We start from the raw sequence: 22,976 nt of genomic DNA on the forward strand, positions 1-22,976 counted from the left end.
TTAAAGCTGAAAAAATAAATTTTCAACCTTAAACTTAATACTTCAAACCAAACTGTACAGATGGATTATACATTATTTTTTCACAGGATTTAATCTGTGGAGTTTCCTTTTTTTGCGAAAGGTATATCGCGGGGAAACTCATGTCAAAGAACAATTTGATAAAAACCAAAAAAGTAGTTATAAAACTACTTTTTGGGATTATTTTTTCTTTTTGTGACGATTAGCGCGTCTACGTTTCTTACGCTTATGCGTCGCTACCTTATGTCTTTTACGTTTCTTACCACTTGGCATAGATCTGTCTTTTTTAGGTTAATATTTAGTTTTTTGTTATTCTTTAACGTCTACATTGGTTTTTACACCTTCTACAAATACTTTTGCAGGTTTAAATGCAGGAATGTTGTGTGCAGGAATTTTAATAGTAGTATTCTTAGAAATATTTCTACCCGTTTTTTCAGCTCTAGTTTTGATGATAAAACTACCAAAACCTCTTAAATATACGTTATCACCAGCTTCTAAAGATGTTTTTACCTCTTCCATGAATGTTTCCACAGTCGCCTGAACGTCACCTTTCTCGATTCCTAATTTCTCAGAAATTTTCGCTACTAAATCAGCCTTAGTCATTATTTATTATGTTTAAAGTTATCAATTAATTATAAAGGGATGCAAATATAGTCATTTAATATTCAATATTTCAAACCTAATTCATTAAAATTTAAGATTATAAACGATTATTTTTGTCACGCCTAATTTTAATATATGACTTTTAGTAAAATCTTAACAGATTGGTATTCAGTAAATAAGCGTCAACTTCCTTGGAGACAGACAACTAATCCGTATTACATATGGTTGTCAGAAATAATTTTACAGCAAACTCAAATTAAGCAAGGGTTACCATATTATCAAGATTTTGTATCGGTATTTCCTACTGTTTTCGATTTAGCAAACGCAAATGAAGCCGAAATATTAAAACTTTGGCAAGGTTTAGGGTATTATTCTAGGGCTAGAAACTTACATGCAGCAGCAAAATATGTGGTAGAAGACTTAAATGGTGTCTTTCCATCAAATTATAAAGACTTGCTAAAACTTAAAGGTGTGGGCGATTATACAGCAAGTGCTATTGCTTCTATTTGCTATAACGAAGTGTCTGCTGTGGTAGATGGTAATGTGTACAGATTATTGTCGCGTTATTTTGGGATATATACACCTATTAATTCTTCTAAAGGAGCCAAAGAGTTTAAAGCTCTTGCTCAGGAATTAATAGATAAAAAAGATCCGGCTACGTTTAATCAGGCGGTAATGGAGTTTGGTGCCATACAGTGTAAGCCTAAAAGTCCTGATTGTACTGTCTGTCCGTTTAATTCTAGTTGTTATGCGTACGGTAAGGATGTGATTTCAGAATTACCAGTTAAAATTAAAGCAGCCAAAGTTTCTAAAAAGTATTTTAATTTTTTAGTATTTCTAACACCTAGTCAGACTACCATTTTAGAGCAACGTCAAGGAAAAGGGATTTGGCAAAACTTGTATCAGTTTCCTTTAATAGAATCGGAAAAAGCGTTAACATCTAAACAACTTCAGCAGGAACTGGAGCAGTTTGAGCTTTTAGAAGGTAAAACTTTTGAAGTGTCTTTATATAATAAAGACGAAATTGTTCATAAATTGTCACATCAGCATTTATATACCCAATTCTGGATCGTTGAGGTCGATGCAAATTTAGCAGGCGAAATACCTGTGTCTGAGGTGGAAGATTTCCCCGTTCCTATTTTAATTGGAAATTTTATTGAAGACTTTAATTTTTAACCTTTATTAATTTATATCTCATAATTTTTTTATTAAATTTAAAAAAGTTGAACTACAAAGTGTAATTTTGCAGTTCGTAATATAATAATTTATGGCTGGTACGTTAAATAAAGTAATGCTTATAGGGCATTTAGGAGATGATGTTAAAATGCACTACTTCGAAGGAGGTGGTTGTGTAGGGCGTTTTCCTTTGGCCACTAACGAGACCTATGTGAGTAAGCAGACTAACGAACGCGTTACAAACACAGAATGGCATAATATTGTTGTGCGTAACAAAGGAGCAGAAATTTGCGAAAAGTATTTAAGTAAAGGAGATAAAATCTATGCCGAAGGTCGTCTTAAAACCAGAAAATGGACAGACGAATCAGGACAAGAACGTTACTCTACCGAGATACAGTGCACGGATTTTACCTTTTTATCAACTAAAAAAGAAAGTGGGGCAAATGCAGAGCAATCTTCGCAAGCTACAACTCCCACAGAAAATAAACCGACAGCAAGTCAAAATGCAACTAAAGAAGCAGAAGACGATTTGCCATTTTAATTGTTTAACTAATTTTAATTTCCATTGGACCCCGACCCCTCGAGTATTTTAGCCCTGATTTCCATGATTAATGTCCCGTTAGTCTTTGGGATTGTCCTTTTATGTGTTTTACTTATTTGTTCTGCACTAATCTCTGGAGCGGAAGTAGCTCTCTTTTCTTTAACTGTAACCGATATTGACGAAGGCATAGAAAACGATTCTAAAGCCATACAGGTTATTGCTAAATTGTTAGAACGCCCTAAGAAATTACTGGCAACCATTCTTGTTGCGAATAACTTTATAAATATTGGTATTGTTATTCTCTTCGCGTATTTAAGCGATATTCTCTTTAGTGGTGTGACTTCAGAAGTGGTTCGTTTTGTTGTTGAGGTGGTACTAGTAACCTTCTTAATTTTACTATTCGGAGAAATTTTACCAAAAATTTACGCGAGTAGAAATAAAATGAAATTTGCTACATTTATGGCTGTTCCTCTTCAGGTTATGGACTTTTTATTCGCGCCTTTAAGTTTGCCAATGCGAAGTATTACATTAGCAATTCATGATAAATTAGGAAAGCAAAAATCTAATTTAAGTGTCGATCAACTGTCGCAAGCATTAGAGTTAACCAGCGAAGAAGATACTTCTAAGGAAGAGCATAAAATTTTAAAAGGAATTGTCTCTTTTGGAAATACCGATACCAAACAGGTTATGCGACCACGGATAGATATTTTTGCGCTGAACGAAAATTTAAAATATCCTGAAATTATTCCTGAGATTGTTGCAAATGGCTATTCTCGAATTCCAGTTTACGCAGATAATATAGATAATATAAAAGGTATTCTTTACGTTAAAGATTTACTGCCTTATGTAGATAGAAAACAATTCGATTGGAATGCCTTAATACGTGAACCGTTTTTTGTTCCTGAGAATAAAAAACTGGATGATTTAATGTCGGAGTTTCAAGAGAAAAAAGTGCATTTAGCAGTCGTTGTAGATGAATATGGCGGAACTTCTGGCTTAATCTCTTTAGAAGATATTATAGAAGAAATTGTAGGTGAAATTAGCGACGAATATGATGATGAGGATTTAATTTATTCGAAATTAGACGATCATAATTTTGTGTTCGAAGGTAAAACACCACTGAAAGATTTTTATAAAATTATTAAAGTTGAAGACGATACTGTCTTTGAACAAAAAAAAGGTGAAGCAGAAACCATAGCAGGATTTGTGTTAGAGCATTCAGGTGCTTTTCCTAAATTAAATGCTAAGATACATTTTGAAAATTATCTGTTTACAGTGGAAGCCTTAGATAACAAACGCATAAAACGCGTAAAAGTTACCGTATCCTAATATGTTAAAATACATTCAAAATAGTTTTTTGCTTTTATCCCTTATTTTAGTAGCATCTTGTGCAGAAGATCCTACGCCAAAACCCAATGCGTATTTAAGACTGAGTTATCCGGAAGCGAACTATAGCAACGTTAATTTAGATGTTCCGTTTACCTTTCAAAAGAATAAATTTGCAACTCAGGTTGGCGTAAAAAAAATGGCGGGCGCAGATAATTATGGTGTAAATATTACCTATTCTAATTTAAAGGGAACTATATTTTTAACGTATAAAAACATAAATAAAGACTCCAAAAATTTGATGGAATTTATGCGAGATGCGCAAAATTTTACGCAGAAGCATACCATTAAAGCCGACGAAATTATTGAACAAGTTTACATAAACGAAGATCGTAAAGTGTACGGTATGTTTTATGAAGTAGGAGGGAACGCTGCGTCTCAATCTCAGTTTTATGTAACCGATAGCGTTAAGCACTTCCTAACGGGTTCGTTGTATTTCTATGCAAAACCAAACTACGATTCTATTTTACCGGCAGCTAAATATCTTGAAAAGGATATAAAGCAGATTATGGAATCGGTGACTTGGAAATAGTTCTTTCACTCCTTTTTTTATATCGCTTTTTTTCTATTCTTTGTTGTATTCCAAGCAAAACGTCTGCTGGAGATTGTGATGCGTTTTAGTTGGTTTTAACTTCTTTAAATTACTCATGTTGTCCATTATGAATTGGTTTTGTATGAATTAGAAAATCATTTTATTTTAGATTTCAAAAAAATCATTAATTTAAGGGGATGAAAAAACTAAAGAAAGAAGATATAAATCAGGAGGTTTTTGATTTATATGACGATTATGCCCATAATAAAATTGAAAGGCGTCAATTCTTAAAGAAGCTATCACTTTATGCTGTAGGGGGTATTACCATGTCCTCTCTGCTTAGTTTTATTTCTCCGAATTATGTCGACCACATTTTAGTTAGTAAAGACGATACGCGTCTAGATTCTAAATATATTACCTATAATTCACCACGAGGAGGTGGAGGTATAAAAGCGTTGCTCTCGACTCCAGAAACGGTTACAGATAAATTGCCGGGGATTATTGTGGTTCATGAAAATAGAGGTTTAAATCCGTATATAGAAGACGTAGGACGGCGTGCTGCCTTAGAAGGTTTTATATCTATTGCTCCCGATGCATTAACACCGCTTGGTGGTTATCCTGGTAATGATGATGAAGGGAGAGAAATGCAAAAGAAACGGGATAAGAATGAGATGTTAGAAGATTTTATAGCGGCCTTTAATTATCTTAAGAATCATGAGCAATGTTCTGGTAAAATTGGAGTTGTTGGCTTTTGTTTTGGTGGATGGATATCTAATATGATGGCTGTTCGTGTTCCCGATTTGGGTGCCGCGGTGCCGTATTATGGGAGTCAGCCGGATGCCGAAGACGCCTCAGAAGTGAATGCGCCATTGATGTTTCATTTTGCAGAGTTAGACAAGCGTGTTAATGCAGGTTGGCCTACTTATGAAGAGGCGCTTAAAGAAAATAATAAATTTTATGAAGCTTTTATCTACCCAGAGGTAAATCACGGATTTCATAACAATACAACACCGCGTTACGACGACGCTGCAGCAAGTCTATCTTGGAGCAGAACAATCGATTTTTTTAAGGATAATCTAACATAGTTTTATTTAAATATAAATACAAGCATCTTTAACGAGGTGCTATTTTTGTTTATTAAAATTGGGTAATCTACGTTTATGGCACATTCTCCTATTTGTGAAAAACAGAGAAAAGAGGTGGCTTAATTGTTGTTTAATCAGATTTATAGTATAATTAAAAGATATAACGAACAACATTTCTACTGTAATTGATTTATATTTAAGGGTTTCCAATTTAGGAAATGAAATAAAAGAAATAAGATACGCGTATGTGGTTACGGATTAGTTGTGATTTAGCTTTTACTATAAAAACGCCTACACCGTTTATTTTAATGTTACGTCCTCGTAGTGGGGAAGAACAGTGGATTGAGCACGATGAATTTAAACTATTTCCAAATGTACCTATTATAGAATTCACAGATGGCTACGGCAATCTTTGTCAGCGCCTTATTGCTCCGTTAGGAGATTTTAGAATTCATACCACCTCGGATGTGCAAACTTCAGAATTTGTAGATGTAGATCTTTATGCACCTTTTGTAGAAATACAAAACTTGCCTAATAATGTGCTTTGCTTTTTATCGCCTAGTCGTTATTGTGAGTCCGATCGTTTTAATGATATGGCTAATACTATAACTAGTGGGAAACTTCCAGGATATCAACAAGTGCTGGCTATAGAAGATTGGTTACGTAAAACCATTAGTTATATTCCTGGTAGTAGTGAATACCCAATGTCGGCTATAGAAGTGAATAAGAAAGGTTCTGGTGTTTGTCGAGATTTGGCACATTTAGGGATTGCCCTGTGTAGAAGTTTAAGTATTCCTGCCCGAATGGTTGTAGGGTATTTACACGATTTAAAACCAATGGATATGCATGCGTGGTTTGAGGCTTATGTTGGCGGACGTTGGTATGTTTTTGATGCTACTCAAACCGGAGCAAAAGGAGGCTATGTGTCTGTTGGGTATGGTTTAGATGCTTCAGATGTGGCTATCTTTACTCAATTTGGACCTGAAATTGATATTATACAACAGCAGATTACAGTGGTACAAATTAAAAACTAAGCGAATAATCTTTAATCTGATATATAAGTGTTTGGTATAAATTAAAATAGCATCTCGACCGAGATGCTATTTTAGTTTATGTCTATTAAAAATTTAAGCTTTTTTTGTCGCGCAACATCCTGCTTTACTTTCCGCAGTGCAAGCCATTGCAACCGCATCAGATTTACTAGAACATTCGCCAGTACATTCGCCTTCACAGTCTCCTGTTTAAGTCATTTTTTTAGATGCTTCTGTGTTTGTTTCGTCTGCACTTGTTGTGTCAAATTCTTCAACGGTCTTCATGTCTTTAACGCTATACATATCTCCTGTTTTAGCTACAGTTTCTTCAAGAGTTGAAGGGGTCACTTTTGCAACATCGTATTCTACCATTGCTAATTTCTTTTCGAAATCTACAGTTGCAGATTTAATACCGTCAAGTTTAGATAATTTTTTCTGTATAGTATTTGCGCAACCAATTTGGCACGTCATTCCTTCAATAGTAAATTCTGCTTTTGCATAGGTTGCATTAGGATCTAATGTTTTGGTCGCAGTTTCTGCCGGAGCAGCTGTTTCTACAGTTTTTATTTCTGGCTCTACTGTTTTGTCTTTACATGAAAATGCTAAAACAGAAACAAAAACTAGAGTGAAAAGAATTTTGAAATTTTTCATAAGAATTATAGTGTTTGTAGTGTCGACAAATTTAATAATTAATGTGATTTTCTGTGTTAAAAGTTTCATTTTTGTGGACTTAGAAAAAGCTTATGAGTGAAAATACTTTAAAATGGACTTATCTGTTTACATTATCTTTAATTTGGGGAAGCTCCTTTATTTTAATGAAAAAAGCCTTAATAGGTGTAACGCCTTTTCAGTTAGGTGCTTTACGGACTATTTTTACAGCCTTGATTTTATTTACGGTAGGTTTTAAATATGTGAAAACTATAGATAAAACGGCTTGGAAATGGGTGGCTCTATCGGGTGTTTTTGGTTCGTTAATTCCTGCGTTTTTGTTTGCAATTGCAGAAACAGAAATAGATAGTGCCATTGCTTCAATTTTGAATTCACTAGTACCTCTTCAAACCATATTAGTTGGATTTGCTGTTTTCCAGATTTCTTCTACTAAAAGGCAAGTATTAGGAGTCGCTTTAGGTTTTATTGGGACTGCCTTGTTGGTTATGGAAGGTGCCGATTTGAATCCGCATCAGAATTATTTATACGCTGGATATATTGTTTTAGCAACGGTAATGTATGCTTTTAATGTGAATATTATTAAGAGTCATTTACAACATTTAAAACCGTTAACTATTGCTACAGGTAATTATGTGGTTGTTCTAATTCCGGCTCTAATTGTATTATTGCTTTCTGGCTTTTTTGAATCTTCTAGTTTGCAAAAACCAGAATTAAAGATGGCACTAGTGTATGTGTTTATTTTGTCCTTTTTCGGGACTGCTTTAGCTAAAGTTCTATTCAATAAATTAATTAAAATTTCAACACCAGTTTTTGCATCGTCTGTAACCTATGTTATGCCAATAGTAGCTTTAACTTGGGGGTTTTTAGATGGCGAAGGATTTAGTGTGTTGCAGGGTCTTGCCTCTTTAGCAATTTTGTTGGGTGTGTATTTAGCAAATAAAAGAGCATAAAAAAACCGAAGCGTGAACTTCGGTTTTAAAATTTTAAAACGGATTTAACTATTGAAAATCAGCGTCAGTTACTCCAGAATTTACAAGAACTTCCATTAATTTTGCATGTATTGGTTGTCCCATTTGTGTGCTTTCTTTTACAGAAGGAAATAAGATGCCTTCAAAAGCTTTATAGTCTTTAAGCAAAGATTCTTGAACTTGAGATTTTCCTCCCATACTGATTACTTGAGTTTCCTTAACCTTTAAACCGGTTTCCTTATCGTAATATAAGCTGTAAGATACTGTTGTCCCAGGAACTTCTATTTTATATGCTTCACTACCTTCTATATCTTCGATACCCGCTAATTTAGCAGTACCTAAGGTTAAGATGTTTTGTTCCATAAATAAACCAGAAGATATTCTCATGTCTGTAGCCATTTCTGCAGGGATCGGATTTTTAGCACCGCCTTGTTTTACAAAGACTTCTTCTGGTGTAACAATCATGGCCATCATTAAATTATCATTCATAAAAACATTCTGAGCTAATTTTCCAGAGGTGCGTTTTTCTTCAGCAATTATTTTAGCGCCCATTGCTTCTGCTTCATATTTAATAGCCAACGTATTTACTTTGTCTAATTTTTCTTTACCACCAATAGCGGTTAAATAGTTTTGTAGAACTTGCTCGGCAGTGATGTCTGTTGGAACAGCACTTTCGTAATTTGGCTTGTCTATAGGTGTCGCGTATGCATCGTAATATTTAACAGGAATTCCTATTTTTTCAAGGTTAGTTAAAACATCACTTCCTTTACCTACAATTATAATTCGCGAATTCTTAGATTGAAAATATTTGTTGGCAGCATTTTGTACATCCGTAGCTGTTAATGCATTTATTTTTTCTAAATAGGTTTCGTAAAAGTCACTTGGTAGATCGTTTAATTTAATATTTAGAGCATATCTTGCCACGGTTTCAGGTTTTTCTAAAGCCATTACAAAGCTTCCTATATATTTGGCTTTAGCACTTTCTAAATCTTTAGGGTCTACAGGTTCTGTTTTAATTCTGTTGATTTCGTTTAAAATCTGAACAGCAGCACTATCGGTTACAGCATTTCTTACTTGAGAGCTAGCGGTAAAACGAGCACCATTGTAGCGACTGTCATTAAGAGACGAATAAGCACCATACGTATATGCATGTTCTTCACGAAGGTTTTTAAACAGATACCCTTCACCACCACCACCTAAAATGTAGTTTGCAATTTGTGCCGCAAAATAATCAGGGTCATTCATTTTTAAATCAACATTATTAGTTACAACAATGTTAGATTGTACAGCGTTAGGCATGTCTACAAAATCTATTTGAGTCGTAGCTACGTTTGGAGTAACTGCAGGAAGTGTGGTTTTTATTTCGGCACCTTTTTTCCATTTTCCAAAATCTTTTGTGATTGCTTTTTTAGCTGTTTTAAAATCGATATCTCCAACCACTATTAAATAGGCATTATTTGGAATAAAGTAGGTGTTGTAGAAATCTTTAACATCTTGAAGTGTGATGTTGTTCACGGTTTCTTCTGTAATAAATTCTCCGTAAGCAGTATGTTTTCCATAAGATAATGCAGATCCTACTCTAGAGGCAATTGCATCGACACTTTTTTCTTCAGATTTTAAACCTTCAATTAATTGGTCTTTACTTTTTAGAAATTCTTCTTCTGTAAGTAATGGGTTTATAGCGGCATCGGCCATTAATTCTAAAATACGATCGGTGTATTTTGTTAAAGAAGAGGCGTAAGCGCTCTGAGAGCCAAATCCTAATCTTGCACCTAAGAAATCTATTTCATCGTTAAATTCATCTTTAGGGATAGAGGTCGTTCCGTTACCTAGCATGTCTGAAAGTAAACTTGAAACTCCAGCTTTATTGCCTTCAGTAACGGGTTTATTGTCTAATGTTAATGAGTACGTTACTTTAGGTAATTTATGATTTTCTACAACAAGTACTTTTATTCCGTTTTTTAACTGGAATTCTTGAGGTGTTTCTAGTGAGATTTTTGGAGCTGGTCCTGGTTCAGGTTGTTTAGATCTGTCTATTTGTGCGTGAACGCCAACAGACATTAAAAACAAGACTAATAATACTGATATTTTTGTTTTCATTTTTGTGTACGTCTTTTTTGTTATTGCTTCTTTTCTTTTGGTAAGTACTCTAGTAATAACCTTTGGTTAGGGTTTAAATACTTTTTAGCAACGGCTTGAATATCTTCTCTAGTAATAGATCTGTATATATTAATTTCGTCATTAATTAAATTCACATCGTCGTAAAGTAAATAGTAAGTCGCTAAAGAGCTCGCAATACCTTCGACACTAGAATTTGAGTTGACAAAACTATTTTCGAACTGATTAAGTAACTTTTGGTGATCTCTTTCTGAAATTAAATTCGTTTGAATTTTTACGATTTCCTCATCGATTTCTTTAGTTAAATCGGCAAGTTTTACATCGCCTAAAGGAAGCCCGTAAACAATATAAGAACTGTAATCTTCTTGGCTAATATTCATAGCTCCGACTTGCATAGCCATCTTTTTTTCGTCTACAAGTTTTTTGTATAATTTAGAAGACTTTCCACCGCTTAAGTATTCAGAAATCATATTTAAAACGTAAGAATCTTTGTCTTTGTAAGATGGTGTTCTGTAGGCTTGAATTATGGCAGGGATTTGGATATTACTATCGTATGCCTTAGCATTAATTTCTTTAGTAATTGGTGCTTCTTTTGGTAAGTTTCGCGTTACAGGTGTTCCTTTTGGAATAGGACCAAAATAATCTTGAATCATTTTTTTTACTTCGGTCTTGTTTATGTCTCCTGCCACAACCAAAACGGCATTGTTTGGAATGTAAAACTTTTTATTGAACGCTTGAAATTCTTCTAAAGTAGCAGCGTCTAAATGTTCCATTTCACCAATTGTAGTCCATCGGTATGGGTGTTCTTTAAATAAGTTAACCTTAACTTTTTCTAAGAATTTTCCGTAAGGTTGATTGTCTACACGCATGCGTTTTTCTTCTTTTACAACCTCATTTTGTGTGTCTACACCAATTTGGTTAATAATAGGATGCATTAAACGTTCAGACTCCAACCATAAACCAAGTTCTACTTTGTTAGAAGGGAAGACTTCGTAATAATACGTTCTGTCGTCTGTAGTGTTGGCATTAAATTTTCCGCCGTTAGCAGGAATAATTTTCATGAATTCGCCACGTTCAATGTTTTCTGTACCTTCAAATAAAAGATGTTCGAAGAAATGAGCAAATCCTGTGCGTTCCGGATTTTCGTCTTTAGCTCCTACGTGGTACATTACAGAGGTTGTAACCACTGGCGCAGTGTTGTCTTGGTGTAAAATTACATGGAGTCCGTTGTCTAAATCGTACTCTTCAAATTCAACTTTTTGAGCTGTTGCCAAATGGCCTACAAGCAACAAAGAAGCTAAAGTAAATAAGCGTTTTTTCATTGTGCGTTTGTGTTTTGAGTGATTAGTTTTAATGTGAATTGTTTTTTTTGGTTAATTGTAATACTTTGAGTTGAATACTATAAAATGAGAATTTCATGTAAAAAATAGGTCTCAATTATAGTTAGCACAAAATATAATAAAATTGCGTTTTGTTACTGTTTTTTAATTGGTATTATTAATATTTAGGATGTAAATATTTATCACCCTGAAATATTGTGAATTTCTGAAAATAATATTTTGAAAAAAGATATTATTGTAAAAGGTGTTGGGCGATTTGTATAAAATGCTTGTTTGAAAATGAAAGACTTATAAAGCTAATTGTTTTAATGTTAAGGCATAAAATCATTTCAAAAGACATAAAACGTTTGTAGTTTAATTAATTAGGTGTATATTTGCACCCGCCTATCGCAAGATTGGCTTATTTTTGAATCAAATTAATTAATAAAAACGTTACGCTATGTACGCAATTGTAGAGATAGCAGGGCAACAATTTAAAGTTGAAAAAGACCAAAAAGTGTTTGTTCACCGTTTAGCTTCTGAAGAAGGAGATGCAGTATCATTTGATAATGTACTTCTTATAGGAGATGGTGACAATATTACTTTAGGCGCCCCGGCTATAGATGGAGCACAAGTAAGTGCAAAAATCTTAAAACACCTTCAAGGTGATAAAGTTATTGTTTTCAAGAAAAAGAGACGTAAAGGATACCGTGTTAAAAACGGTCACCGTCAGGCTCTTACTGAAATCGTAATTGAAAGCATCGATGCTTCTGGAGCTAAAAAAGCTGCACCAGCAAAGAAAGCTAAAAAGGCAACTGCTAAAGCAGATGACTTAAAGAAAATCGAAGGTGCTGGACCAAAAGCTGCTGAAGCTTTAGTTGCTGCAGGAATCGATACTTTTGCTAAAGTTGCTAATACTCCTGCTGAGAAATTAAGCGAAGTATTAACTGCTGCAAGCTCAAGATTATCTCACATTGTTACAGAAACTTGGCCACAACAAGCTCAGTTAGCTGCAGACGGTAAATGGGATGAGTTAAAAGTATTACAAGACAAATTAGACGGTGGAATTGAAAAGTAATTTTCAAATTCATTATTATTAACAATATAAAACCTTAAGACAATGGCTCACAAAAAAGGGGTAGGTAGTTCTAAAAACGGTAGAGAATCAGAATCAAAACGCTTAGGTGTTAAGATTTTTGGTGGTCAAGCTGCAATTGCTGGAAATATCATCATAAGACAAAGAGGAAATACACATCACCCAGGTGAAAATGTGTATGGAGGTAAAGATCATACATTACACGCAAAAGTGGATGGTGTTGTGAAATTTACAAAGAAAAAAGACAACAAGTCTTACGTTTCTATAGTTCCTTTCGAGGTTTAAGAAATAATTTTCTTTACAATATAAAAGTCCTTGCAATTTATTTGCAAGGACTTTTCTTGTTACTATTAGTTTCCTATATTTAATTAAATATTTTTGGAGGAATTCGTGTTTATTTTAGTATGTGGCCAGTGCTTAATTAGTAGGTTCTTAAAAATTGGTCCGGGAGTTAGGCGCCTTTATTAAATTGAATTTCTCATAATATTCCGAACTATTTAAAACACTTTTTAATTCATCTTTAGAACCTTTATTTCTTATTAGTATTTCAAAATTGTATCGATTTCCAGACTTATCGGTGATTATAATATGGTTTTTATTACCATAAATAGAGTGGGTTGTCCAGCTTCCATAACCCATATAATTCAAGTATACATTTTCAAGTTCATTAAGTGGAATATTTTTAGTTTCGCCATTTTCTTCAAATTCAATTTTTTTAGTTGATAATTTTAAAACACCAATTTTCTTAGGTTTAATAAAGGATTTACCAAATAAGAAGTAGATTCCAGAAAGGTATACTGCTAAAGCTAAATACTTTAAATATATGTTTTGACTGTCTTTATCGTATAGAAAAACATAGAAGATAGAAATCACGTATAAAATAAGAAATACAATCGTAACGACTTTATTGACTTTTTTTGTTCTTACTATTTCTGTTTTAAATTCTGTAATCATTTTTAGAAATTAAGGTTGATTAAATTCGTAATTCGATTTGAAGCTATTTTTAAACTAAATTTAATATGGCTACTGTCTCTTAATGCTTTTTGCATGGCAGTATTTGTTGTTGATTTAATAAAGCTAGGCATTTTTTTAATTAAGACTAATATTAGATGCAAAAAAATCCCAAACAAATACATGCTCGGGATTTTTAAAAGTTATAAAACAAGTTACTAATACATTAGCAACATATTTCTATTTAGTATCTGTAGTACTCAGGTTTGTAAGGACCTTCAACCGTTACACCAATATATTCAGCTTGATCCGATTTTAATTCAGTCAGTTCAACACCAATTTTAGCTAAATGTAATTTTGCTACTTTTTCATCTAAATGCTTAGGTAACATATAAACTTCGTTTTTGTAAGCATCTCTGTTAGTCCACAATTCAATTTGAGCTAATGTTTGGTTAGTAAATGAGTTACTCATTACAAAACTTGGGTGTCCTGTTGCACAACCTAAGTTTACTAAACGACCTTCTGCAAGTAAAATAATATCTTTTCCGTCTATAGTATATTTATCTACTTGAGGCTTGATTGTGTTTTTAGTATCTCCGTAGTTATCGTTTAACCATCCTACTTGAATTTCGTTATCGAAGTGACCAATGTTACATACTATTGTTTTATCCTTCATGGCTTTGAAATGCTCAGCACGAACGATGTCTTTGTTACCTGTTGTGGTAATAACGATATCGGCAGTTGTAACAACAGTTTCTAATTTCTTAACTTCAAAACCATCCATTGCCGCTTGTAGTGCACAAATTGGGTCGATTTCTGTAACAGTAACAATACTACCAGCACCTTTAAAAGAAGCGGCTGTACCTTTACCAACATCACCATAACCACAAACAATAACACGTTTACCAGCTAACATAACATCTGTTGCACGACGAATAGCATCTACAGCACTTTCTCTACATCCGTATTTGTTATCGAACTTAGATTTTGTAACCGAGTCGTTAATGTTAATCGCAGGCATTGGTAATGTTCCGTTTTTCATACGCTCGTATAAACGGTGCACCCCAGTTGTAGTTTCTTCAGATAAACCATTAATTCCATCTACTAATTCAGGATATTTATCTAAAACCATATTGGTTAAATCTCCACCATCATCTAAGATCATGTTTAAAGGTTTTCTGTCTTCACCAAAGAATAAGGTTTGTTCTATACACCATTCAAATTCTTCTTCTGTTAAACCTTTCCAAGCGTAAACTGCAGTACCACCATCGGCAATTGCAGCTGCAGCTTGATCTTGAGTAGAGAAAATATTACAAGAACTCCAAGTTACTTCAGCTCCTAAAGCTTTTAAAGTTTCAATTAAAACAGCAGTCTGAATTGTCATGTGTAAACATCCTGCAATTCTAGCGCCTTTTAACGGTTGGCTATCTTTGTATTCTTCACGAAGGCTCATTAACCCAGGCATCTCTGCTTCAGCTAATTCAATTTCTTTTCTTCCCCAAGCCGCAAGCGACATGTCTTTTACTTTATAAGGTATGTATGGAATCGTTTTTGTATTCATAATTGTATATTTGTCTCTTAATTTAAGAGTGTAAAGTTACATAATAAGTACGAGAAATATAAATGCCAGTATATAAAACCCTACATCCAAACTCACAAACTACTGTTAAGATTTGGAAGATCACAGAATCTTATGATGAATTGTTTCAGGGAGTTAAGCTAAAACCTGAAAGTTTAGAACGTGTTTTAGGCATGAAAAGTGAACTGCATCAACGCGGATTTTTAAGTGTTAGGCATCTTTTAATGGCATTGGGTTATTCCGATTATGATTTGTTTTACGACGAAAATGGTAAGCCCTATTTAAAGGATGGCCGGCAAATTTCTATAACACATTCATTTACATTCTCTGGCGTAGTGATTAGTGATAATAAAACAGGCATTGATATTGAGAAAAATCGAGAAAAAGTTAAATTAATCGCCCATAAATTTTCAAATTATGAATTCTGCTATTTAAATAAAGATGAAATTGATTATGTAAAAAAACTTACCGTAATTTGGGGAACAAAGGAAGCATTGTATAAACTGTATGCAACGCCAGGATTAAGTTTTTATAATCATATTTTGGTGATTCCTTTCGATTTAGAAGCGGGCAAAACAGTAGCTTGGATTGATTATGAAAATAGCAAGAGTCGATTCGATATCTATTTTTTGGGATTGGAAGATTTTACTTGTGTATATACTATTACATAAATGAAAAACGTATTAAATAATATTCAACATAATATTTTCGTTAACAATAAACAGTTGGCGGTATTAATCGATCCTGAAAAAATAAGGTTGAGTGATGTTGAAGCATTCGTTAAGAAAATAAATAAATCTGTAGCGAATTATATTTTTGTAGGTGGTAGTACTGTCCCTGTAGATCTTACCGAGCCTTTGGTGGTCGAAATTAAAAAACATACAAACCTTCCTGTTATTTTATTTCCAGGCGATGTTGCGCAAATAACAAATAAGGCAAATGCCTTGTTATTTATATCGTTGTTATCGGGAAGAAATCCTGCCTATTTAATAGGTAAGCATGTTGAAGCGATTCCGCGACTAAAAGAAACTACCTTAGAAATTATCCCAACTGGATACCTTTTAATAGAGAATGAAGGTGTAGAAACTATGGTTCAGAAAGTAACTGAAACCGAGCCTATGCCAACAAAACAAATAGAAAATATTGTAAATACAGCCTTGGCGGGAGAATTACTTGGTATGCGACTAATTTATTTAGAAGCGGGAAGTGGTGCTAAAAATCCTGTGTCTCCAGAAATTATTAAGGCCGTAAGAGACGATTTAAGTATTCCGTTAATTGTGGGTGGTGGTATTAAATCTAAAGCACAATTAAATGCTGCGTTTGAGGCCGGTGCAAATATTGTGGTTATTGGAACTGCTTTAGAAAAAAACGACGAGTTCTTTCAAGAACTAAGACGTTGGTAAATTTCTAATTTAGTTCTGAATTAATTCTTATAAACTAAAATCCTTAGTATTTTTGAGTATTCTAAAAATGGTATTTTAAAGCGTTTTTAGGTTAATCACTATTATAAATATTATGAAAATATCTGTCGAGTTAACGTTAATGCCTCTTAAGGAGGATTACGAGCCACCAATCCAAGAGTTTATAAAAGATTTAAGAGCCTCAGAATTTACTGTTTTAGAAAATCCGTTAAGTACGCAAGTCTACGGGGATTTCGATAAATTGATGCCTTTTCTAACCGAAGCCTTAAAAACATCTTTCCAAAGTCAAAATGGTGTTATAGCAAACATGAAAATTGTGAAGAGCGATAGAAGTGACTATGTCCCAAATTTTTAATTTTTTATTTGGACAATACGAGGGGTATCAGACTATAAATATCGTCCTAGAAATAGTGGCTGTTATTTTTGGGTTTTTATCCGTTTGGTATTCAAAAAAGAACAATATTTTGGTATTTCCTACCGGAATGATCAGTACCCTAATTTTTGTGTATTTACTTCTGCATTGGGGGTTGTTGGGCGATATGATGATTAACGCTTATTATTTTATTATGAGTGTTTACGGTTGGTATTTCTGGACGCGTAAATCGGATAATGAAGCTGTTACACCTATTAGTAAAACGACAAAGAAAGAACAGAAAATTAGTGTAGCTATATTTTTTGCAACCATGATTTTTGTTTACATCGTGTATACTATATTCGATAAATTAACAAGTTGGGTCGCATGGATCGATATATTAACCACAGGTTTATTTTTTGTTGGTATGTGGCTTATGGCAAAACGAAAAATAGAGAATTGGATTTTATGGATTATTGCCGATATTATTTCCATCCCACTTTATTTTTATAAAGGATTCACTTTTACAAGTCTACAGTATTTAGGATTTACATTTATAGCAATTTCAGGATATTACGCATGGAAAAAAACCTTAGACAGGAAGATTCAGACCTCTTAAAAATAGTGTTGTTTGGACCAGAGTCAACAGGGAAAACCGTGTTGGCAAAGCAACTGGCAGAACACTATAAAACGGTCTATGTGCCAGAATTTTCCAGAACATATGCTTTAGAAAAAAATAAAACAAATCATGTTTTAACCCAAGAGGATGTGATGCCAATTGCAAAAGGGCAAATGTTTTTAGAGAATGAGTTAACCAAAACCGCTAAAAACCTATTAATTTGTGATACGAATTTGTTAGAAACCAAAGTCTATGCAGAAGTCTATTACAAAGGATTTTATAATGAAAATTTAACAGCCTCGGCGCTTCATAATTATTATAATTTGTACTTTTTAACGTATATTGACATCCCTTGGGAAGCAGACGAAGTTAGAGACAAACCTAACGAAAGAGAAACTATGTTTGCCGCTTTTAAAGAGGCATTAGACCATAACCATAAACCTTATGTTTTACTAAAAGGAACCTTTAAAGAACGTTTCGATTTGGCGGTAAAACATATAGATAAATTAATATTAGAACACGCATGAATTTTTCAGAACAAGATTTAAAACAGATAGAAGTTAAAGGGCTTACATTACAAAAAATAGACTCGCAAGTAGAACAATTTGTAAAAGGAATACCTTTTATAGATTTAGAATCGCCAGCAGTGCTAAACCACGGACTACTAAAATTTGACGATGCCGAACGTAAGTCTTATGTAGATGCTTACGATGAAAAACGTAAAGATTTATCGGTTTTAAAATTTGTGCCAGCCTCTGGAGCTGCTACAAGAATGTTTAAAAACCTGTTTAATTTTGTGTCTAAATTTAATCCGGAAGGCGACGAGACTTTTAATGACTATATAGAAAAAACAAAGGATACAAATTTAGCTTCGTTTTTTAATGGCATAGAAAATTTACCTTTCTATAAATTAGTCCTAGAGGTAATTAATAAAAATTACCCTGAATATTCAACGTACAGTACCGATAAACAAAAATGGATTTTCGTTAATGTGATGTTAGACGAAAAATACTTGGATTATGGTTCGTTCCCAAAAGGGTTGCTACCGTTTCATAAATACGACGATCATATTTCTACGGCATTCGAAGAGCATTTATTCGAAGCGGCTTCGTATGCGTCTGCAAACGGTAAAGCGAATCTTCATTTTACTATTTCCGAAACACATAACGATAAATTTGAAGCTGAATTTAATAAAATTAAGCCACTTGTAGAGAAGCAAACGGATTTGGAGTATAACATTTCCTTTTCATTTCAAAAACAATCTACAGATACTATTGCATTAACACCGGAAAAAGAACCGTTTCGTGAAGACGACGGCACCTTATTATTTAGACCTTCGGGCCACGGTGCATTAATTGAAAATTTAAACGACTTAAAGGCCGATGTTATCTTTATTAAAAACATAGATAATGTGGTAGTCTCTAAGTTTAAAGATAACATTGTAGAGTATAAAAAAGTGCTTGCAGGTGTGTTATTAGAATTGCAAGAACAAGCTTTTGCATATTTAAACGATTTAGATAAAAATGAAGCTGATGAAGCTGAATTAATCGAGATTGCAGAATTTGTAAAGCGTAAATTAAACGTTGATATTGCAATGGACTTTGAACGATTTGCAAACACGTATAAAACAGAGTATTTAAAAGAAAAACTTAATCGCCCAATCCGTATTTGTGGGATGGTTAAAAATGAAGGCGAACCGGGAGGTGGACCATTCTGGGTAGAAGACCATAATGGTAACTTATCGCTTCAAATCGTGGAAACTGCACAAATTGATCTGGATAATAAAATTCAGAAAGATATTTTAAGCGGATCGACACATTTTAACCCTGTAGATTTAGTTTGCGGTACAAAAGATTATAAAGGTAATGCGTTCGATTTATTAAAATTTGTCGATCCTACAACCGGATTTATTACGCAAAAAACAAAAGAAGGAAAAGAATTGTTAGCCCTAGAATTACCTGGATTATGGAATGGAGCTATGGCCAATTGGAATACTGTTTTTGTAGAGGTACCATTAAATACATTTAATCCTGTAAAAACGGTGGCCGACTTATTGAAACCTGCGCATCAGATGTAAATATGATTGATGAAGCGCTACTTATTTCAGAATTATCTTTTAAAGCCGTTCGGAGTTCCGGGGCGGGAGGTCAGCATGTAAATAAAGTGTCTTCAAAAGTAGAATTAACTTTTAGTATTATAGATTCTTCGGCATTAACCGAAGTCCAAAAAGAACGACTCATAACCAAACTTCAGCCTCGATTAACAAATAATCAGGTGTTATTATTGCAATGCGACGAAAGCCGCAGTCAGCATAAAAACAAGGAATTGGTTATCAGTCGTTTTTTACAAACTATCCACAACGGATTGAAAGTCGCGAAGAAGCGACGTCCTACGCGAGTGCCAAAATCTGCTATAAAAAAGCGTCTTAAAGGCAAAAAAGTAACTTCAGAAAAAAAGGCGTCTAGACGCAAACCAAACTTAGATTAGAATTTCGTAGAAATAATTAGAAGAAATCAGAATTGTTTCTAACTTTGCAACGTTCTCATTAAAGGGGTGCCTAATATCGGCTGAGATCATACCCATTGAACCTAGAACAGGTAATGCTGTTTAGGAATCGAGCGTTAAAGAAATATCTAATAAATATTTTTAACGAGTACGATAAAATCCAATGCTATTTAACTTCTAAATCGACTCATGTTCAAAGATTCATGTAACGATTTAAAATAGGGAAAATATCAGATGTTACTATCGTGTTTGTTTAAGCGCTCAAAAATTAAATCAATTTAAAATACAGAATAAGGGCCTCTTTTTATTCGGTTAATATAACATCGAATGAAACATATAATTGTTTTTATATGCTGTGTAATTTACAATATTACCGCATATGCTCAAGTGCAAAAACCTCAGGACTCTACGGTTACGAAGACCGAAACTTTAGACGAAATTCTAGTTACAGCAGTACGTGTAAATGCAACTTCGCCAATTACACACTCCAATGTAGATAAAGAAACTTTAGCCAAACGCAATCTTGGTCAAGATATTCCGATCTTATTAAATTATTTGCCTTCGGTAGTAACAACTAGTGATGCAGGTGCAGGAATAGGTTATACAGGTATTCGTGTTCGTGGTGTAAGTGCACAATCTACTAACGTTACAATTAACGGAATTCCTTATAACGATGCAGAATCTTTAGGTACGTTTTGGGTGAATTTAGGAGATATTGCATCGTCTGTAGAAAGTTTACAATTACAACGTGGTGTTGGGACGTCTACAAATGGTTCTGGTGCTTTTGGAGCAAGTATTAATGTGTTAACAGACGCAGTCTCTAATGAGGCAAGTGCAGAAATTTCTAATAGTTTTGGGAGTTACAATACCAGAAAACACACAGCTAAATTCAGTACAGGTTTATTAAATAATCATATTGAAGTTGCAGGGCGTTTATCTGTAATTAATTCCGATGGTTATATAGATCGTGCGTCTACCGATTTAAAATCGTATTTCCTACAAGCGTCTTATGTCGATGATAATACCTTGATAAAAGCCATTACTTTTGGAGGTCATGAAAACACCTACCAATCTTGGAATGGAATAGAAGATTTAGATAAATTAAAGAACGACAGAACTTATAATTCGGCAGGATTGTATACCGATGAAGATGGGAATGAGCAATTCTATGACGAGGAAGTAGACGATTATCAGCAAGATCATTATCAATTACACTGGAACGAGCGTTTTAATAATAATTGGTCTACAAACTTAGGATTAAACTATACCAAAGGAAGTGGATATTTTGAACAGTATAAAGAAGACGAATCTTTTGAAGATTACGGATTAGATAATGTTACCATTGGAGGAGAAACTATCGAAACCACTGACATTATTCGTCGTCGTTGGTTAGATAACGATTTCTATGTAGTTAATGCTAATGTGAATTTTAAAAATGATTATGTAGATGCCTTCTTCGGAGGATCGTATAGCCATTATGACGGTGATCATTTTGGAGAAATAATTTGGGCCAACTATGCTAGTAATAGTGAAAAGGACGATCATTATTACGATGGAAACGGAAAGAAGCAAGATATAAGTGTATTTACAAAAGCGACTTATAGACTGAATGATAAGTGGAGTTTGTATGGCGATTTACAATTGCGTTTTATAGATTATAAAACAACAGGTATAGATTCAGATCGCTTACCGCTTAATATCGATGAGCAATACAGTTTCTTTAACCCAAAAGCAGGGGTAACGTACGAGTTAAATAATAATAACAATATGTATTTCTCTTATGCCCGTGCAAACAGAGAGCCAAATCGCGACGATTTTCAGAATAACCCAGACGTAAAGCCAGAACAATTAAATGATTTTGAATTGGGGTGGAGACACGAAAAGCAACGCTTTAAATTCAATGCCAATGTGTATTATATGCAATATAACGAGCAATTAATTCTAACCGGAGGTATTGATGGTGTTGGGAACCCGATTAGAACCAATAGTGGAGAAAGTTACCGCTTAGGTTTGGAAATTGAATCGGCGATTGGTATCACTAAATCATTTTCAATTCAGCCTAATGTAACCTTTAGTACCAATAAAAATAAATCAATTTACCAGTCTTTCGATGGAGAGTTGAAAGATTTCGGATCTACAAATATTTCATTTTCACCAGATATTGTTTTAGGGAATGCTATAGTGTTTCAGCCAAACGATCTTTTCCAAGTGTCACTATTAAGTAAATTTGTAGGGGAACAGTATATGGGAAATACAGATGCCGAACGTTCTAAATTAGATAGCTATTTTGTAAACGATTTAAACGTGACTTACGAGTTTAAAATGAAATCTATTTTTAAATCCATTATTCTTAGTGGTGTCGTAAACAATATCTTTAACGAGAAATATGTGTCTAATGGATACTATTACACGTACGATGACAATTGGAGCGATCCAAACGCTATAACAACTATAGAAGGTGCAGGATATTATCCGCAAGCCACGACTAACTTTTTAGTCGGTGCAACTTTAAAGTTTTAAAGAAAAAAAAAGGCGATTCTTTTTACAGAATCGCCTTTTTTTAATTGTATACGCGAACAATATTACCGCTAACTTCTACACGATACGGTTGCAAGGTGTAACCGCCGGTAGTTCCTGTTTCTGGCAGTCCGTTTATAATGTTATAAGAGTTATCGTCGTCGCAACTACAGCTGGCAATAATACCATTTACTTCTAATCTAGAACACGTAGTAATAGGATGGTTGGGATCACTCAACTCGAAAGCGACATATTGATCGCTTCCAAAATAATAAAGAACGACACCATTTATACCATCGTTATCTTGGTTAAGTATAATGTAGTTTCCAGGGAAATTCAATGCATTATATTGAGGTAAAGAGGTATTGATACGGTTACCGGTATCAAAAGAATAATCTGGTAAATTAGGATTATTTATTATGCTATCGTCAGAACTGCAATTCGCCATCACTAAGACAGTTATTACACAAAAAAAAAGTTTTTTCATAGG

The 22,976-nt window shown here is 33.9% G+C and carries 24 protein-coding genes; 17 read left to right on the forward strand and 7 right to left on the reverse strand.

Translation table 11 applies throughout. The annotated features are described in order from the left end of the window. Positions 1–327: 327 nt before the first annotated feature. Positions 328–621: an HU family DNA-binding protein gene (locus tag AC0UBM_RS07075; protein WP_038532346.1), complete on the reverse strand. Its 294-nt coding sequence runs from the start codon at positions 619–621 to the stop codon at positions 328–330. Between the two features lie 135 nt (positions 622–756). Between AC0UBM_RS07075 and mutY the strand changes: the two genes are divergently transcribed. From mutY to AC0UBM_RS07105, 6 genes are all read left to right on the forward strand, one after another. Beyond that, the gene (mutY, locus tag AC0UBM_RS07080; protein ID WP_475688163.1) at positions 757–1,797 is read left to right on the forward strand and encodes an A/G-specific adenine glycosylase; all 1,041 of its coding nucleotides are present in this window, start codon (positions 757–759) and stop codon (positions 1,795–1,797) included. Between the two features lie 91 nt (positions 1,798–1,888). Continuing rightward, positions 1,889–2,338: a single-stranded DNA-binding protein gene (locus AC0UBM_RS07085; RefSeq protein WP_475688164.1), complete on the forward strand. Its 450-nt coding sequence runs from the start codon at positions 1,889–1,891 to the stop codon at positions 2,336–2,338. 24 nt (positions 2,339–2,362) lie between these two features. Then, complete coding sequence (locus tag AC0UBM_RS07090; protein WP_475688165.1) at positions 2,363–3,667, forward strand: gliding motility-associated protein GldE; 1,305 nt, start codon at positions 2,363–2,365, stop codon at positions 3,665–3,667. Between the two features lies 1 nt (position 3,668). Then, a complete protein-coding gene (gldD, locus tag AC0UBM_RS07095; protein WP_414035613.1) occupies positions 3,669–4,256 on the forward strand; it encodes a gliding motility lipoprotein GldD in 588 nt (195 codons plus the stop codon). 197 nt (positions 4,257–4,453) lie between these two features. Next, entirely contained in the window at positions 4,454–5,341 is an 888-nt protein-coding gene (locus AC0UBM_RS07100) for a dienelactone hydrolase family protein (protein WP_475688166.1), read from the forward strand. A 245-nt stretch (positions 5,342–5,586) separates the two neighbouring features. Continuing rightward, complete coding sequence (locus tag AC0UBM_RS07105; protein ID WP_414035611.1) at positions 5,587–6,375, forward strand: transglutaminase-like domain-containing protein; 789 nt, start codon at positions 5,587–5,589, stop codon at positions 6,373–6,375. A gap of 207 nt (positions 6,376–6,582) precedes the next feature. On the opposite strand, the gene AC0UBM_RS07110 is transcribed toward AC0UBM_RS07105, so the two are convergent. Then, the gene (locus tag AC0UBM_RS07110; protein ID WP_475688167.1) at positions 6,583–7,023 is read right to left on the reverse strand and encodes a heavy-metal-associated domain-containing protein; all 441 of its coding nucleotides are present in this window, start codon (positions 7,021–7,023) and stop codon (positions 6,583–6,585) included. A 92-nt stretch (positions 7,024–7,115) separates the two neighbouring features. Between AC0UBM_RS07110 and AC0UBM_RS07115 the strand changes: the two genes are divergently transcribed. Beyond that, positions 7,116–7,991, forward strand: coding sequence for a DMT family transporter (locus tag AC0UBM_RS07115; RefSeq protein WP_475688168.1), 876 nt, complete (start codon positions 7,116–7,118; stop codon positions 7,989–7,991). 48 nt (positions 7,992–8,039) lie between these two features. On the opposite strand, the gene AC0UBM_RS07120 is transcribed toward AC0UBM_RS07115, so the two are convergent. Continuing rightward, a complete protein-coding gene (locus AC0UBM_RS07120) occupies positions 8,040–10,109 on the reverse strand; it encodes a M16 family metallopeptidase (RefSeq protein WP_475688169.1) in 2,070 nt (689 codons plus the stop codon). 20 nt (positions 10,110–10,129) lie between these two features. Beyond that, entirely contained in the window at positions 10,130–11,449 is a 1,320-nt protein-coding gene (locus AC0UBM_RS07125) for a M16 family metallopeptidase (protein WP_475688170.1), read from the reverse strand. 457 nt (positions 11,450–11,906) lie between these two features. On the opposite strand from AC0UBM_RS07125, the gene rplU reads away from it, so the two are divergent. Beyond that, on the forward strand, positions 11,907–12,524 hold the full coding sequence (gene rplU / locus AC0UBM_RS07130; RefSeq protein WP_414035606.1) for a 50S ribosomal protein L21: 618 nt from the start codon (positions 11,907–11,909) through the stop codon (positions 12,522–12,524). 42 nt (positions 12,525–12,566) lie between these two features. Then, positions 12,567–12,827 (forward strand): 50S ribosomal protein L27, encoded by a 261-nt coding sequence (gene rpmA, locus AC0UBM_RS07135; protein WP_299777719.1) that lies wholly within the window; start codon positions 12,567–12,569, stop codon positions 12,825–12,827. Positions 12,828–12,974: 147 nt separating this feature from the next. On the opposite strand, the gene AC0UBM_RS07140 is transcribed toward rpmA, so the two are convergent. Both AC0UBM_RS07140 and ahcY read right to left on the reverse strand, forming a co-directional pair. Further along, on the reverse strand, positions 12,975–13,496 hold the full coding sequence (locus AC0UBM_RS07140) for a hypothetical protein (RefSeq protein WP_475688171.1): 522 nt from the start codon (positions 13,494–13,496) through the stop codon (positions 12,975–12,977). Positions 13,497–13,737: 241 nt separating this feature from the next. Then, positions 13,738–15,054 carry an adenosylhomocysteinase gene (gene ahcY, locus AC0UBM_RS07145; RefSeq protein ID WP_414035605.1) on the reverse strand — a complete coding sequence of 439 codons (1,317 nt, stop codon included), beginning with the start codon at positions 15,052–15,054 and terminating at the stop codon, positions 13,738–13,740. A gap of 62 nt (positions 15,055–15,116) precedes the next feature. On the opposite strand from ahcY, the gene AC0UBM_RS07150 reads away from it, so the two are divergent. From AC0UBM_RS07150 to AC0UBM_RS07185, 8 genes are all read left to right on the forward strand, one after another. Beyond that, the gene (locus AC0UBM_RS07150; RefSeq protein WP_475688172.1) at positions 15,117–15,743 is read left to right on the forward strand and encodes a 4'-phosphopantetheinyl transferase family protein; all 627 of its coding nucleotides are present in this window, start codon (positions 15,117–15,119) and stop codon (positions 15,741–15,743) included. Continuing rightward, a complete protein-coding gene (locus tag AC0UBM_RS07155; protein WP_414035603.1) occupies positions 15,744–16,475 on the forward strand; it encodes a phosphoglycerol geranylgeranyltransferase in 732 nt (243 codons plus the stop codon). 112 nt (positions 16,476–16,587) lie between these two features. Next, positions 16,588–16,848 (forward strand): thiamine-binding protein, encoded by a 261-nt coding sequence (locus tag AC0UBM_RS07160; RefSeq protein ID WP_414035602.1) that lies wholly within the window; start codon positions 16,588–16,590, stop codon positions 16,846–16,848. Further along, positions 16,832–17,464: a nicotinamide riboside transporter PnuC gene (gene pnuC / locus AC0UBM_RS07165; protein ID WP_434037439.1), complete on the forward strand. Its 633-nt coding sequence runs from the start codon at positions 16,832–16,834 to the stop codon at positions 17,462–17,464. Before AC0UBM_RS07160 ends, pnuC begins: the two co-directional genes overlap by 17 nt. Then, positions 17,425–17,991, forward strand: coding sequence for an AAA family ATPase (locus AC0UBM_RS07170; RefSeq protein ID WP_414035600.1), 567 nt, complete (start codon positions 17,425–17,427; stop codon positions 17,989–17,991). The genes pnuC and AC0UBM_RS07170 overlap by 40 nt, the downstream gene beginning before the upstream one ends. After that, positions 17,988–19,541 carry a DUF4301 family protein gene (locus AC0UBM_RS07175; RefSeq protein ID WP_475688173.1) on the forward strand — a complete coding sequence of 518 codons (1,554 nt, stop codon included), beginning with the start codon at positions 17,988–17,990 and terminating at the stop codon, positions 19,539–19,541. The genes AC0UBM_RS07170 and AC0UBM_RS07175 overlap by 4 nt, the downstream gene beginning before the upstream one ends. Positions 19,542–19,543: 2 nt before the next feature. Continuing rightward, positions 19,544–19,951, forward strand: a complete 408-nt coding sequence (gene arfB / locus AC0UBM_RS07180; RefSeq protein ID WP_414035598.1) for an alternative ribosome rescue aminoacyl-tRNA hydrolase ArfB — start codon at positions 19,544–19,546, stop codon at positions 19,949–19,951. Between the two features lie 345 nt (positions 19,952–20,296). Beyond that, a complete protein-coding gene (locus AC0UBM_RS07185; RefSeq protein ID WP_414035597.1) occupies positions 20,297–22,489 on the forward strand; it encodes a TonB-dependent receptor in 2,193 nt (730 codons plus the stop codon). Between the two features lie 40 nt (positions 22,490–22,529). Here AC0UBM_RS07185 and AC0UBM_RS07190 read toward each other — a convergent pair whose 3' ends face one another. Beyond that, positions 22,530–22,973: a hypothetical protein gene (locus tag AC0UBM_RS07190; protein ID WP_414035596.1), complete on the reverse strand. Its 444-nt coding sequence runs from the start codon at positions 22,971–22,973 to the stop codon at positions 22,530–22,532. Positions 22,974–22,976: the final 3 nt, after the last annotated feature.

It is taken from the genome of Formosa sp. F44 (assembly GCF_056238645.1).

Bases quoted from the DNA above. Each gene is read 5' to 3' on its own strand.
- gldD (WP_414035613.1), top strand. From the start codon at position 3,669: ATGTTAAAATACATTCAAAATAGTTTTTTGCTTTTATCCCTTATTTTA.
- arfB (WP_414035598.1), top strand. From the start codon at position 19,544: ATGATTGATGAAGCGCTACTTATTTCAGAATTATCTTTTAAAGCCGTT.
- AC0UBM_RS07160 (WP_414035602.1), top strand. From the start codon at position 16,588: ATGAAAATATCTGTCGAGTTAACGTTAATGCCTCTTAAGGAGGATTAC.
- AC0UBM_RS07120 (WP_475688169.1), bottom strand. From the start codon at position 10,109: ATGAAAACAAAAATATCAGTATTATTAGTCTTGTTTTTAATGTCTGTT.
- ahcY (WP_414035605.1), bottom strand. From the start codon at position 15,054: ATGAATACAAAAACGATTCCATACATACCTTATAAAGTAAAAGACATG.
- AC0UBM_RS07185 (WP_414035597.1), top strand. From the start codon at position 20,297: ATGAAACATATAATTGTTTTTATATGCTGTGTAATTTACAATATTACC.
- AC0UBM_RS07150 (WP_475688172.1), top strand. From the start codon at position 15,117: ATGCCAGTATATAAAACCCTACATCCAAACTCACAAACTACTGTTAAG.
- AC0UBM_RS07175 (WP_475688173.1), top strand. From the start codon at position 17,988: ATGAATTTTTCAGAACAAGATTTAAAACAGATAGAAGTTAAAGGGCTT.
- AC0UBM_RS07105 (WP_414035611.1), top strand. From the start codon at position 5,587: ATGTGGTTACGGATTAGTTGTGATTTAGCTTTTACTATAAAAACGCCT.
- AC0UBM_RS07110 (WP_475688167.1), bottom strand. From the start codon at position 7,023: ATGAAAAATTTCAAAATTCTTTTCACTCTAGTTTTTGTTTCTGTTTTA.
- mutY (WP_475688163.1), top strand. From the start codon at position 757: ATGACTTTTAGTAAAATCTTAACAGATTGGTATTCAGTAAATAAGCGT.
- AC0UBM_RS07155 (WP_414035603.1), top strand. From the start codon at position 15,744: ATGAAAAACGTATTAAATAATATTCAACATAATATTTTCGTTAACAAT.
- AC0UBM_RS07170 (WP_414035600.1), top strand. From the start codon at position 17,425: ATGGAAAAAAACCTTAGACAGGAAGATTCAGACCTCTTAAAAATAGTG.
- AC0UBM_RS07125 (WP_475688170.1), bottom strand. From the start codon at position 11,449: ATGAAAAAACGCTTATTTACTTTAGCTTCTTTGTTGCTTGTAGGCCAT.
- AC0UBM_RS07100 (WP_475688166.1), top strand. From the start codon at position 4,454: ATGAAAAAACTAAAGAAAGAAGATATAAATCAGGAGGTTTTTGATTTA.
- AC0UBM_RS07115 (WP_475688168.1), top strand. From the start codon at position 7,116: ATGAGTGAAAATACTTTAAAATGGACTTATCTGTTTACATTATCTTTA.
- rpmA (WP_299777719.1), top strand. From the start codon at position 12,567: ATGGCTCACAAAAAAGGGGTAGGTAGTTCTAAAAACGGTAGAGAATCA.
- AC0UBM_RS07075 (WP_038532346.1), bottom strand. From the start codon at position 621: ATGACTAAGGCTGATTTAGTAGCGAAAATTTCTGAGAAATTAGGAATC.
- AC0UBM_RS07140 (WP_475688171.1), bottom strand. From the start codon at position 13,496: ATGATTACAGAATTTAAAACAGAAATAGTAAGAACAAAAAAAGTCAAT.
- pnuC (WP_434037439.1), top strand. From the start codon at position 16,832: ATGTCCCAAATTTTTAATTTTTTATTTGGACAATACGAGGGGTATCAG.
- AC0UBM_RS07085 (WP_475688164.1), top strand. From the start codon at position 1,889: ATGGCTGGTACGTTAAATAAAGTAATGCTTATAGGGCATTTAGGAGAT.
- AC0UBM_RS07190 (WP_414035596.1), bottom strand. From the start codon at position 22,973: ATGAAAAAACTTTTTTTTTGTGTAATAACTGTCTTAGTGATGGCGAAT.
- rplU (WP_414035606.1), top strand. From the start codon at position 11,907: ATGTACGCAATTGTAGAGATAGCAGGGCAACAATTTAAAGTTGAAAAA.